The sequence below is a fragment of the Chitinophaga sp. genome, assembly GCF_017745275.1.
GTDB lineage: Bacteria > Bacteroidota > Bacteroidia > Chitinophagales > Chitinophagaceae > Chitinophaga.
Window position 1 is genome coordinate 154,533 of record NZ_JAGHZS010000002.1, and the last position, 14,211, is coordinate 168,743.

At 44.3% G+C, this 14,211-nt stretch carries 8 protein-coding genes; 5 read left to right on the forward strand and 3 right to left on the reverse strand.

The annotated features are described in order from the left end of the window. Position 1: 1 nt before the first annotated feature. The 3 genes from J7623_RS06445 to J7623_RS06455 form a co-directional block, all read right to left on the reverse strand. Positions 2 to 3,268 carry a TonB-dependent receptor gene (locus J7623_RS06445; protein ID WP_291918732.1) on the reverse strand — a complete coding sequence of 1,089 codons (3,267 nt, stop codon included), beginning with the start codon at positions 3,266 to 3,268 and terminating at the stop codon, positions 2 to 4. Positions 3,269 to 3,570: 302 nt separating this feature from the next. Continuing rightward, positions 3,571 to 4,704 carry a FecR family protein gene (locus tag J7623_RS06450; protein WP_291918735.1) on the reverse strand — a complete coding sequence of 378 codons (1,134 nt, stop codon included), beginning with the start codon at positions 4,702 to 4,704 and terminating at the stop codon, positions 3,571 to 3,573. A 101-nt stretch (positions 4,705 to 4,805) separates the two neighbouring features. Beyond that, entirely contained in the window at positions 4,806 to 5,381 is a 576-nt protein-coding gene (locus J7623_RS06455) for an RNA polymerase sigma-70 factor (RefSeq protein ID WP_291918737.1), read from the reverse strand. Positions 5,382 to 6,005: 624 nt separating this feature from the next. On the opposite strand from J7623_RS06455, the gene J7623_RS06460 reads away from it, so the two are divergent. The 5 genes from J7623_RS06460 to J7623_RS06480 all read left to right on the forward strand — a co-directional run bounded on the left by J7623_RS06460 (position 6,006) and on the right by J7623_RS06480 (position 14,208). Next, positions 6,006 to 6,599, forward strand: a complete 594-nt coding sequence (locus J7623_RS06460; protein WP_291918740.1) for a sigma-70 family RNA polymerase sigma factor — start codon at positions 6,006 to 6,008, stop codon at positions 6,597 to 6,599. Between the two features lie 118 nt (positions 6,600 to 6,717). Beyond that, entirely contained in the window at positions 6,718 to 7,725 is a 1,008-nt protein-coding gene (locus J7623_RS06465; protein WP_291918742.1) for a FecR domain-containing protein, read from the forward strand. Between the two features lie 406 nt (positions 7,726 to 8,131). Then, positions 8,132 to 11,773, forward strand: coding sequence for a SusC/RagA family TonB-linked outer membrane protein (locus J7623_RS06470; RefSeq protein ID WP_291918744.1), 3,642 nt, complete (start codon positions 8,132 to 8,134; stop codon positions 11,771 to 11,773). 10 nt (positions 11,774 to 11,783) lie between these two features. Next, on the forward strand, positions 11,784 to 13,271 hold the full coding sequence (locus tag J7623_RS06475; protein WP_291918746.1) for a RagB/SusD family nutrient uptake outer membrane protein: 1,488 nt from the start codon (positions 11,784 to 11,786) through the stop codon (positions 13,269 to 13,271). 37 nt (positions 13,272 to 13,308) lie between these two features. Next, the gene (locus J7623_RS06480) at positions 13,309 to 14,208 is read left to right on the forward strand and encodes a putative zinc-binding metallopeptidase (RefSeq protein ID WP_291918748.1); all 900 of its coding nucleotides are present in this window, start codon (positions 13,309 to 13,311) and stop codon (positions 14,206 to 14,208) included. The last annotated feature ends 3 nt before the right edge of the window (positions 14,209 to 14,211 follow it).

The following is a 14,211-nucleotide window of genomic DNA, read 5'->3' on the forward strand; positions in this document are numbered from 1 at the left end:
ATTAAAACGATACATTTGCGCCCAACAGGAAGGTCCTTGTTTTGGGGTAGAAGTTATTATAATCTACACCTGGTGCAATACCACCCTGATTTACCTCAGGATCTACACCTTTGTAACCGGTAATCACAAAAAGGTTGTTGGCAGTTACATACAGCCTGATATTTTTGATGTAAGGATGTACGTTCTTAAAGTTGTAAGCCAGGGTAGCATTATCAAACCTTACATAAGTACCGCTTTCAACAAAGCGGGAAGAATAGAGGAAAGCATTGTAATCAGCTACACTTTCACTCGCCGCCTCTTTCAGAATGTTGGTATACTGTGCAGTGTTGGGTCTGAAAAGGTCAGCTCTTGTGGCATTGAATATTTTGTTGCCAAATACACCTCTCAGGAAAATATTCAGGTCAAAGTTTTTATAATGAAAACTGTTTGACCATCCCACTAACAATTTAGGTTGAGAGCTACCGATATAGTGATAATCTGTACCTATAACAGGAGTTGTGGTGAGTTTACCATCCCCGGTTATAAATTGGGACACGCCGTTTGCATCTTTTCCCGCATAAATTGGTGAGAAGAACTGCCCGAGTGGCTTACCCTGTTTCAGAATTTCCAGGGAATGGCTGGACTGTCCTAATCCTTCTGGAAAGGCCAACAGTACAGAGTCTCCACCGGAGAAGAGTGGATTGGATAAGCTGGTGATCTCATTTTTATTATGAGCGAAGTTAATGGTGCTGTTCCAGCCAAAGTTTTTGTTTTCTACAATGACAGCATTCAGGTTCAGCTCAATACCCTTATTACTCATACTGCCGCCATTGGCCACAATGGTACCTGCTGGCACAAGGATCGGGTCTACCCGGTAGGAATAGATCATACCGGTTGTTTTCTTGTTATACAAGTCCAGGGAGCCGCTTAATCTTCCCTTCAGGATGCCAAAGTCTACTCCTATATTGGTGGTGCTTGTTTTTTCCCATTGAAGGTCAGGGTTAGCAGCCTGGATCGGGCCACTGGCTGACACTGAGGAGCCGTTATAATAAAATACGCCCTGGGTACCCGAGATGAACCGTGCTGTATAAGCATTAAATCCTGAAGCATTTCCGGTGATACCATAGCTGGCCCTGAGCTTCAGGTCAGTAAATCCGGAATGCTGTTTCATGAATTTCTCCTCGTTGATCTTCCACGCCAGGCCTACAGAGGGGAAGTATCCCCATTGATGATTTTCTCCGAACACAGAACTGCCATCTCTTCGCAATGACGCCTGTACAAGGTACTTGTCATTAAATCCATAATTTAAGCGCGCGAAGTTGGAGATCAGGCGGTTTTCCTGGAATACCCCATCAGGTCCGAATCCAATCTGAAAGCCGGATATAGCATAAGGGTTGCTTAACGCGAGATTGGAATAGCCGATATTATCTACAGGAAAGTTGCTGGTTGTTACCTGGAAACCTTCTCCTACTTTGTTGTTTTGCCAGGAGTAACCAAGTACCGCACTGATGTTGTGTAATTTAAATGTACGGTTCCACGTCAGGAATGTTTCTAAGATCTTACTGGTATTCTGATATGCATTTCTTGTTGCCTGTCCGTTTGCGCCAAAGGTCTGTTGGTTATGAAACCCTAGCCCGGGATCAGGGTTGTCGTACATGCTGTTATACTTCGTGGTGAAGTATTTATTGTAAAACTCGCCATGCGTTGAAGTAAAGCCGATATAAGACAGGTTAATATCGTAGGTAAATCCGAAAGGCAATTTTACCTGGGTGTTAAAGCTTCCTACCAGGTTATTGTATTTGTTGTTCATCTGGCTATTGTTTATCATAGCCACCGGGTTATAGTATCCCTGTGTATTGAAATTTTCAAAATAACTGCCATCTGCGTTTTTTATAGGAGATACCGGCAGGTGCAGGGCCGACTGAAGTAATACTACATTCCGGTAAGGAATATCATTGGCGTTACTGTTTGAATTGGTAACGTTCAGCGCAAATTTCACTTTATCATTCAGGGTATACTGTTCTACGCTCAAACGTGCTACAACACGTTCCAGGTCACTGTTCAGCAGAATACCTTCTTTTTTTGTGTAACTTAAACTGGCGGCATAGGTACCGTGTTCCCCGCCACCGCTAATAGAGATATTATGGTTGTGAGATATGGCGCGATTCCGTTGAATGGCGCTCTGCCAGTCAGTATCAGCGTTCTTATCATCTGTAGGAGCGAGCGACTGCCCATTTTTAGTAAGGAACGCTCTTAACTCAGCGGCATTCATCATTTCCAGTTTGTTAGATACTTTTTCCAGACCGACATATCCATTATAGGACACCCTGGACTCACCTTTTTTACCCTTTTTGGTGGTTACCATGATGACACCATTGGCAGCCCTGTTACCATAGATCGCAGTGGCCGCGGCGTCTTTGAGCACATCAATGGAAGCAATATCATCCGGGGCTATCGCGGATATATCTACACCGGGCACACCATCTATCACATAAAATGGTCCTTGTGAACTGTTGAGTGTAGATGCTCCCCTTAGCACAACGGTAGCTACGGCATTCGGGTCACCGCTGGCAGAAATGTTCAGCCCGGGCACTTTACCTTGTAACAGTTGCCCAACATCGGTAATGGCTCCTTTATTCAATTCTTCCGCCTTCACTGTATTGACAGCACTGATCAGGTTTTTACGCGATTGTTTGCCATATCCTACTACCACAACGTCACCGAGACCGATGGAGGAGGATATAAGTGAGATAGATATGCTGCTACGGTTATTAACAGGCATTTCCTGCGACAGATACCCCAGGTAGCTAAAAACAAGTACAGCATCCGGAGCTATGCCGGTCAGCTGATATTCCCCTGCTGTATTGGTCTGCGTGCCTTTAGAGGTGCCTTTTACCTGGACAGAAACGCCGGGCAGCGGATTCCCTTTGTCATCAGTTACTTTCCCGGAAACTGTTAGGTTCAGGATGCTGGCATCTTCAATCATCAGCGCATTCAGGCGGGGTTTGATGATAATTGTTTTGTTGACGATCTGGTAAGTAAATGGCTGTTCTTTAAAGATCATATCCAGCACATTAGGCAGATCAGCGTTGTCTATGCGAATAGTTACTTTTTTCGCATTATTCAGCATATCCAGTTTGTAGAAGAATTTGTAGCCGGTCCTGGCTTTAATTTCCTGTAATACCTGCTCAAGAGGCTTGTCTTTCATAGACAGACTGAGCTTTTGTGCATATCCCACAGCACTCACCTGTAAACAGGCTATTGTCAGCAACACGACAATCATTTTCATAACAAGGAACGTTTTTCGTTGCCATAAGCATATTTTTTCAATGCTCATTTTGGTTAAATACAGCCAATTTACAGGCATGGCTTTTACATTATCATGCAATTGCATAGATTTGCAGTGTTTGGGTGTGAAATGATAATTGATCTTCGCTGGATTTTTGTCATCCGCAGTACCCAGGCATCACAGGGGCGGGCTCAATCGCCCCTGTTTCGGCCGGTACAGCGAACGAAGCATTCATGGTGGCTCGTTATTCATAATCTGACAATTTTTGGTGGAAATTTTGGTTGAATACTATTTATATCTTCTTACGGGCGAACGAGTATTTTACGCCCATCTACATTAAATTTGACTCCACTTACTTCCAATATCTTCAACACAGTTATTATATCTGCTGTTTTATCTATTTCCCCGCGGAAAAGTCCCCGGGGAATACCCTCCGGATAAATGATCTCAACATCATACCAACGGGCTATCTGTAGCATTACTTCTTCAATTGTGACGTCGTTAAAACTGAATGTTCCATTCTTCCAGGCCATCACATCGTCTACGTTAACCGCCACCACATTCATTTCTCCGTTATTGTTCAGTTTAGCCTGCTGACCGGGTTTCAGCAGCACTTCTTTATCTTTAGCTGCTACCTTTACCATCCCCTGCAACAAGGTTGTTTTGACCATAGGTTCGTCATCATAGGCTTTCACATTAAAACGAGTGCCTAATACCCTTACCTGCATATTATTGACGTTTAAGATAAATGGTTGATGCTCGTTAGGTGCTATTTCAAAATAAGCTTCTCCAATTAATTTTACCGTCCTGTCCTTTCCGTTGAATGACGTTGGGAAAATCAGCCTGCTGGCTGCATTCATCCATACAGTTGTTCCGTCGGCGAGCGTAACCTGATATTGGCCACCGCGTGGCGTAGACAATGTATTCAGCGCTGCCACATTCCCCGCATCCTTACCGTTCCCCGACTGGAAAGCCAATTGCCCGGTATTCAGTTTGATCACCTGCGTATTTCCCTGTTGCGCCAGCGTGCCGTCATGTTCGTCATTGAGGGTAATCGTATTGCCGTTTGCGAGTAATAATGTAGCCTTATTGCTTCCTGGCACAATAGCGGGTTTTGGAGCCATGCCTGATTGTGCCACTAATTGTTCCATGCTGGTTTGCCGGGTATAATAATAAGTTGTTCCTGCTATCAACAGGGTAAGAACAGCTGCTGCCCAATACCATTTCCTTACTGTTGTTTTTTGCCCCTTGATACGAAGGAGCATCCTGTTCTTCAGCTCTTCGGCGGTGTGTATTGTTTCATCGTTCCATTGAACTTCCTGCTCCGGGAATGTATTATACCAGTTTTCAAACAATACCTTCTCCTCATCGCTGATGGTGCCCTTCAGCATTTTTTCAGCCAGCAGAGATATTTGTTCAGGAGTCAGCTCACTCATTGTATGCCTGTTTTATATATAGTCTTGACAATAGACTCACTTCCCTTAGTCGGGGCAAAAAAAAATTTAATCTGAAGAATCAGCAGTCTATAACAGACCACTCAGAAGAAGACAGGAAGATGCCTGAGGGAGGTACGCAGGGTCTTGAGCGCACGGCTCATGTGGGATTCAACGGTTTTTATGGAAATATTGAGGGTTTCTGCTATCTGCTTTTCACTTAATCCTTTTTCTCTGCTAAGGCGGAAAACGAGCCTGCATTTTTCAGGCAGGGATTGAACAGTGCTTTCCAGGTCATCCCGTAATTGCTGATAACTAAGCCACTGCTCTGTACTGCTGTCTGTTTCACGCAAATCTATCATTGCCTGCCGGCTCATTTCATTTTTACGCTTTGCCAGTAATGTAAGGATCTTATATTTAAGTGCGGCGGATATATATGTGTTGAAGGTATGGCGTATCTGTATGTTTTCAGATCTTTTCCAGATATCCAGGAAGACTTCCTGTACCACCTCCTGGGCATCCATTGTACATTGAAGACGTAGATAGGCGATGGTCACTAATTTCTCCCAGTAGCGTTCGTAGAGGATGGTAAATGCAACAGCATCGCGATCCAGTTGCAACTTTTGTAACAGTGCTTCATCGCTGTGCTGGCATTTATGTATATCTAAGTCCCTTAGCATTAATGGATATTACCCTCCTATAAATGTAAAGATATTTATAACAATTTCATAGTTCATCTGGAGATTATAAAAGAAACATGTTTTGGTGAATATCCATTTTAAAGGCGTTTGCATTGTGATAACTGTAAAACATACACTTAAATAGTGAACTATATTTACTTATTGGCTGCGTGCATATTCGGTTAAAAATAAGTGGCCATAAACGGGAAGTCAGAATAATTTTACGGCGCCAGGCATTCACATATATGTGTAATATTTTAAATGTGTTTGCCTTCAAATACCCAATATTCCCATACTTGTACATATCCCTTTTTTGTCCTGCGCCTAATAAGATGGAGAAGGAATGAGATTCAAATTGGAAGCAAGTTATTGCTTCCAGCCAGCTTTGGGTGGGGCTATTAATGGTAATTTCTCCCGTGGTAACGCTCCCCTTCGTTTACAGTTATTCCTCTATATATGCTTATAACAATTAATAATTATAGTTAATACGAATTTATTTATTAAATAATAATATTTGTTACTAATTTATGCAGCAGAATTGACAGCCATTGGCTTTTGGAAACCTGGCTTTTTTCTAGCCATATAAATTATATTCCACGATATGATTTATATAAAAGAAGAAATATGACTATACTAGATGCTGAATTGGTAGCGCGATTACAAAACCACGAAGTAAGCGCCTTCGATGCCTTGTACTGGAAATATCATCAGGCGGTGTACCGTAATATTTTCAAGTTTGTGAAAGATGAGGTGGTAACAGAAGATATCTTGCAGGACGTATTTGCGCGACTGTGGGAAAAAAGACAGGATATACAATCGGACCAATCCGTTGGCGGATGGCTGTTTGTGATCAGCTTTAACATGTGTGTATCTTTTGTAAGGAAAAAGCTACGTGAACAGGCTTTTCACAAAAACATTTTCCAGGCCAATGCGGATGATCCGGTAGCTATTGAGCGAAAGAACATTGACGAAGAACAGTATCTTTTGCTGGAACAAGCCATTTCAAAATTATCTCCTAAAAAAAGAACGATTGTTACCCGCTGTAAACTGGAAGGTAAAACGTATGAAGAAGTAGCCCATGAACTTAATATCTCCCGGAATACAGTAAAAGAACATCTATCAGCTGCGATGATCAAACTAAATGATTATATGCAGCGCAACGGGGACCATAAGTATATTGTGCTGCTGCTCCTGTTTCTAAATTACCATGATTCTTAATCCATGCCAGTGGATTTTATATTATCTTTTAATTAATATTTCAATTTTCAAAAAAAGTTTGAAAAAAGACCCACCCTTTTTTATCAACTGCGCGTATTTAGATTAAACCATCACGCTAGTGCTCAACAGAAAGGAATATCTCAAACAATTACTAACGAAGGATATGTGGACTGCCGCAGAGCAGGAGTGGATGGCGGATTACCTGGAGGCCAACGATCTTTCAGAGCTGGAAATGGTAGCCACCTCGTATTTTGAAGCTGACCTGTTAACCGTAAAGCAGATATTGGATAAACGCCTGTCTGAACGGATGCTGAAAAATATCCATCAGCGTATAGGCGTCAGCGATAGTTCTTTTAAAGGTGTATTCCGTTTATATAAACAAAAAATAGCCGTGGCAGCCATGGTGTTGCTATTGGCAGGCGGTGCCTGGTTAATGCTATGGAAGGAACGGGGGAAACAAAAGGTATTTGCCACTACCACAGAGCGACAAACAATAAAGCTGCCGGACGGCTCTGTTGTTCACCTCGAGAAAGCTTCCAGCATCAGCTTTCCGGAGGAGTTTAACGGCAAGAACCGGGAAGTAGTTTTAAAGGGAGAAGCCTTTTTTGAAATCAACCATGACGCGAAACATCCTTTTATTATTTCTTCTTCGCTGATAAATACCACCGTATTAGGTACTTCCTTTAATATGGAAGTATACGGAGAAAATAGGGCCAGGGTAGTGGTAGTGTCAGGGATGGTACAGGTAAACACACACGGAAACCAGGTCCGCAAAAATGGACAACTGGTACTAACAGCCAATAAAGGCGCATTGTATAACCCGGTATCGCAAGATTTGCGGTTACAGGATGCCACCGAAGATGCCAGGTTTTTTACGCAGAAAATGAGTGGTAAATTTATTTATAAAGGAGATCCTTTATCTAAGGTTGCTACAGACCTGCAAAGATATTATAACGTACCCGTAGTAACAGATCAGCAGTCTGCACAGTGCAGGTTTTATGGATCCTTTAATACAACAGATGATTTAGATAAAGCGCTTGCGCTAATTGCATTTTCATTAGATACCAAAGTCAGGAAAGACAGTGCCGGCAATGGATACATTATCGTTGGTGGTAATTGTAAATAGAAAGAACAACCGAAATATCGTTAACCAAATTATATTCAAGATGAACTGCTATCAACAAAACTGAGCCCGATTCTAAGAAAGAAAATATTATAAGTTGGTATACTATCCTGGTGGCCTTTAGCCTGAATGAACTTCATGCTGGTTAACTGATTGATCAAATGTAACACATTGGATCAGATGGGTGCCTGTTGCCTATGCTTACCATAGCTATTGACTGTAACATAATTTCAACCAAAAACTACATCGCACATGATACCAAATAATCCTTTATTGTCCGGCTAACAATTGCCATCATATGATTGATTAAAAATGCTGCTGTTCATGCAGCAGACATGCTATTGCCCGGTTTCAGCCTGAAGCCGGAACGGAGATCCTATGGCCCGAACGAAACCAATAAAATATACTTATGTTCCGCAAAAAAAAGTCATTTATTTATTGTTTACTACTTCTGCTTGCAGTAACAAAAACCTATGCCAGGAATGGGTTACAGGATGCACTTGACAAAAAGATCACCATTGAATTAAAGAATGTTATTCTTAAAGATGCATTGGAAAAAATCGGGAATCTTGCTGAAGTATCCTTTGTATTTGTAAGCAACGAGGCGCTGGATGTTAATAAGGTGAGTGTGAATGCACATAACGAAAAAGTAGGTGATCTGCTCGATAAACTGCTTACTCCTTACTCTCTTTCCTATAGTGTGATGTACGACCGGGTAGTCATCAAACATGATAACAGCAAAAAGCCCGCTTCTTTATCTGTAACTGGTACACTGATGCGTATATCCCTTCCCGTTACAGATGTAAAGGGGGTGGTGACCAATGAAAAGAAAGAGCTCCTGCCAGGTGTAAGTGTCATGATCAAAGGCACTTCCCGTGGTGTAACCACTAATGACAAAGGTGTATTTGAGTTAAAGAAAGTAGCCAATGACGCCATCCTGGTATTTAATTATACCGGCTACAAAACAGAAGAAATCAGTGTTGCGTCTTTCAGAAGTGGTGCGCTGACCATTGTACTGAAAGAAAAGCCGACCCGCCTCCAGGAAGTGATAGTCACCGGTTTCCAGAGCATCGATAAAACAAAATTCTCCGGTGCCGCCACCCGGCTGAAAGGCGAAGATGTGAAAATTGACGGGCTCACCGATGTAAGCCGTATGCTGGAAGGACGGGTTGCCGGCGTAGCTATCCAAAATGTTTCCGGTACTTTTGGTACCGCGCCTAAAGTACGTATCCGTGGAGCTACTTCCATCAATGGCGATAACAAGCCATTGTGGGTAGTAGATGGAGTAGTGCTGGAAGATGTGGTCAATATCTCCAACGACCAGCTCTCCAGCGGCGACCCTACCACTTTGCTGGGCTCCGCAGTGGCCGGCCTTAATTCCAACGATATCGAAAGTTTCGATATCTTAAAAGACGCTGCAGCAGCGGCTTTGTACGGTGCCCGCGCCATGAACGGGGTAGTAGTGATCACTACAAAAAAAGGTCGTGCAGGCAAGCCCGTTATTAATTACAGCGGCAACTTCAGCACACAACTGAAACCCAACTACAACAACTTTAATATTATGAACTCCGGGCAGCAGATGTCCGTACTGGCCGAACTGGAAAGGAAAGGTATCCTCAATTCAGATATCCTCTCCCAGGGTGACATCGGGGTGTTCGGCAAATTATACGAAAAGCTCGATGCTGATGCTAACGGAAATTTCCCCGTAGAAAACGACCCTGAACACCGCAAGGCATTTTTATTGCGCTACGCCAACGCTAACACCGACTGGTTTGGCCTCCTCTTCCGGAATAACTTTGTACAGGAACATTCACTCAGTATTTCCTCAGGAACGGATAAAGCGCAATCCTATTTCTCCACCAGTTTTTACAGTGATAACGGATGGACGCTGGCGGATAAAGTTACCCGTTATACACTGAACTACCGGAATAGTTATAAACTGTCCGACAGGCTCTCCGCCGGATTCTCTACACTCGCCTCTGTTCGCCGTCAGAAAGCTCCCGGCGCACTCACACGCAGCAGTAATCCTGTAGAAGGCCAGTACGACCGCGATTTCGATATCAACCCTTTCAGTTACTCCCTCAATACCAGCCGCACACTGACTGCCTATGATGAAAACGGAAAGCTGGAATATTTCAGACGAAATTATGCGCCGTTCAATATCATCAACGAACTGGAAAATAATTACCTCAACCTTAATATGATGGACCTCCGTTTACAGGGAGATTTGTCGTGGAAACTGACGAAAAATATCCGCTACGAATTTACCGGCGCTATCCGGTATGTGAAATCTTCGAGGGAACACCAGATTACGGAAAATGCCAACATGGCGAACGCCTACCGCGCAGCCGGCAATGCCACCATTGCTGAAAGAAATAAATTTTTATACCGCGATCCGGATAACCCGGACGCTTTGCCGGTAATAGTATTACCTGCCGGCGGTTTCTATAACCGTACCGAAGACCAGCTGTTGAACTACGACTTTCGTAATGGCATCAATTACGCTGATACCTTCGCGCAAAAACATCATCTCAACATACTGGTAGGACAACAAGTAAAATATGCTGACCGCCAGAATGCATCCAACACCGGTTATGGCTATCAATACGACAACGGCGGCGCCACCTTTACCGATTACCGCATTCTCAAACAAACCATTGAAAGTAATTTCCCCTACTTCGGTATGGGCAGAGACTACGACCGTTTCGCCGCATTTTATGCTACCGGTACTTACGCCTTCAATAACAAATACAACTTCACGGCCACCGGCCGTTACGATGGTTCCAACCGTCTCGGGCAATCCCGCAAGGCCCGCTGGCTTCCTACCTGGAGCCTGGCCGGCTCCTGGAATATAGACAGGGAAGCTTTTGCTGAAAGGATCCGCCAACTGGACTATCTGACCCTTCGCGCCAGCTACGGCTTAACCGCCAGTATGGGGCCCGCTACCAATTCCAACATCGTATATCAAACCGTGAATACCAACCGCCCTCATCTCACAGAAGTGGAATCTGTTATCCGGTTATCGCATTTACAAAATGACGATCTCACCTGGGAGAAATTATACACCACCAACATCGGGATCGACGGCGGATTCTTTAATAACCGCCTCAACTTCAGCATCGATGCCTATACGCGTAAAAGCTTCGACCTGATCAGCCGTATCAAAACTTCCGGCATCGGTGGTGAAATGTTTAAAGCTGCCAACTATGCCGACATGGATTCTAAAGGATTGGAAGTAATGATAGGGGGAGATGTGATCCGTGCTAAAAACTGGAACTGGAAATCCAGCGCTACTTTTGGTTACAGCACCAACAAAATTACCAACGCAAAAAATATCCCGGGTATTTTCGACCTCGTAGTTGCCGAAGGCGGTAACACAGAAGGATACCCGGTACACAGTCTTTTCTCTCTCCAATATACTGGTCTTGATCCAAAATCAGGCGCTCCTTCATTTATTAACCAAAATGGCGTAAAGAGCGCTGACGTAGACCTGCAATCGTTAAACACCAGTCACCTTGTATACCAGGGACCGGTAGATCCTCCAATCACAGGCGGTTTCTCCAATACTTTCCGCTATAAAGCTTTATCGCTGAATATATTTTTTACTTACCAGTTTGGCAATAAGATCCGTTTGTATCCAGCCTTTAAAACCAGCTACTCTGACCTCGACGCCATGCCGAAGGAATTCTATGACCGCTGGGTAATGCCGGGCGATGAAGGTTCGACACATGTTCCATCTATATTGGATGCTTTTGAACAAATACTACTCCGGGGCGCTCATCCTTATAACAATTACAACTACTCTACGGAAAGAGTGGCCAAAGGGGATTTTATCCGCCTGAAAACTATATCGCTGACTTATCAGTTGCCTGCAGCGCTCACGAGGCGTGCCGGGTTGAGCAACATCGCAGTAAGCGCTGCTGCCATCAATCCATGGCTGCTCTACGCAGATAAAAAGCTGCAGGGTCAGGATCCGGAGTTCTTCAATGCCGGTGGTGTGGCACAGCCTATTCAGAAGCAATTCACATTTTCATTAAAAGTGGGTATTTAAAAAAGCATATATGTCAACCTGTTATATAACGTCAATATCTATACGAAAAATAAAACCCGCACTGACTGGCGTATTGGCATTTATCACGCTTATCGCCGGCGGATGCAAAAAATACCTGGAACAAGTGCCTGACAGCACCTGGACGGATCTCAGCACACCCGCCAAAGTGAGCAAACTTTTAGGCACTGCGTACCCGCAGGCCAGCTACATTACTATGTGCGAGGCCATGTCGGATAATGTAGGTGATAAAGGGGTAGGTATATACTATCGTCCCAACCAGGATGCTTACACATTTAATGATATCCAGTGGATCGAAGAAGATTCGCCCGAGGCTTATTGGAAAGGCTGCTATACTGCTATCGCGGCTGCTAACCAGGCGCTGACAGCATGTGAAAAAGCAGCAGATCCCGCCGCTTATAGCCGTCAGCGGGGAGAGGCTTTACTGGCAAGGGCGTACGCACATTTTATGCTGGTAAATATCTTTGCCAAAAGCTATGACGCTGCTACTGCCGCCAATGATCCGGGCATCCCCTATGTTACCGTACCCGAAACTGTGGTAATCAAACAGTATGAACGTAAAACGGTGGCCTATGTATATGACATGGTGGAAAAGGATCTGTTATCCGGCCTGTCGCTGATCAACGATGATGCGTATAGTGTTCCCCGTTATCATTTTAACCGGAGTGCAGCTTATGCATTTGCTACCCGTTTTTATCTTTTTAAGAAAGATTACCCTAAAGTAGTAGCCTATGCCGACCATACCTTTTCCAACAACGACCTGGCCGGCAATATGCGCCAGTGGAACAGTACCTACAGCAGCATGTCGCCCGCGCAGATCTTCGATTTTTATGCCAACGCCAACGAAAAGGCGAATCTGCTGATCGCGGAAGCGCCGTCTCTCTGGGGACGCAATGCCGGCCGGCTGCGGTACGACCTGGACTATGTGCATGAGGCACAGATACTGGGCCGTAATGTAACCGGTGGCGCCTGGTCGTATCCTTTATACTACTATGGCTCCCAGGATTATTTTGTTCCCAAGCTGTCAGAATACTTCGTGAAAAATTCCGTGAACGCTACTATCGGACAGCCCTATGTAATGATCCCTTTATTTACTACGGAAGAAGTATTGTTTAACCGCGCAGAAGCCAATGCCTGGCTTAATAACACCAGTGCTGTATTAGCAGACCTCAACCTGTTTGCCAGCAAACGTATCCGGAATTACAACGCCGCACAACATACTATCACGCTACAGGCCATGAAGCAATTCTACGGTATCACCGATACCAGGGGTGCCTGTATACGCACCATCCTGGATTTTAAGCGGGCGGAATATGTGCAGGAAGGACAACGCTGGTTTGACCTGCAACGCTACAAAATGCCGGTGACACACATTACCAGGGAAGGACAAATACTGGAACTGAAAGCTGACGATAACCGACGCCTGTTCCAGATCCCGGCGGCTGCTACTACTTCCGGAATAGCATTAAATCCAAGATAATAACATAGCGATACAACCAACATTAATACATCAACAAATGAAAGCATTATTACTCATCATCCCCCTATGCTTGCTGTTAGCCTGCAGCAAGAAAGATGACCCGGGCAAGGTGGAAAATATTCCCGGTCTTGGCGGCGATACCTGGGTGAACTCACCATTGGATAAATGGTTGCACGATACCCTGACCGTGCCTTTCAATATTGCGGTAAAATATAAATGGGATCAGTTCGAATTTGAACTGAACAAGACACTGGTACCACCCAAAGAAGAAAAGATAATACCGGTAATGTCGGCCATCCAAAAAGTTTGGATGAATACCTATATCGCCGAAGCCGGGGCTGTTTTCTTCAAAAGATATTCTCCCAAATATTTTATCCTGTCTGGCAGCGCCAGTTGGAACGAAAACGGCACCATTACCCTCGGAACAGCTGAAGGCGGCCGAAAAGTAGTGCTGTACCTCGTCAACGATTTCCTGACAAAAGGAATGGAAGGATACCAGCTTTCGGATTCTTCCAACGTAAAACAAATGTTCCATGTAATAGAGCATGAGTTTGGCCATATCCTGCATCAGACAGTAATGTACCCTGTTGCTTTTAAACGGATCTGCGCAGGATTCTACACCGGCAACTGGAATAACATTTCCGACGAGGATGCCCACCGCGATGGCTTTGTAACAGCCTACTCCATGGCCAGCTTTGACGAAGATTTCGTAGAGATGGTATCCACTATGCTGGTAGAAGGAAAAACGGGGTTTGATGCCATTGTTAACAGCATCCCGGAAGGCAGCAGCATCAATGGTGTATCCAAAGCGGAAGCCCAGTCGCGGCTGCGGCAGAAGGAAGCCCTCGTGGTCAGCTATTTCTCCATTGTATGGCATATTGATTTTTACAGTCTTCAAACACGCACGCGAAGAGAAATCAACCAGTTACTCTATTAAAAG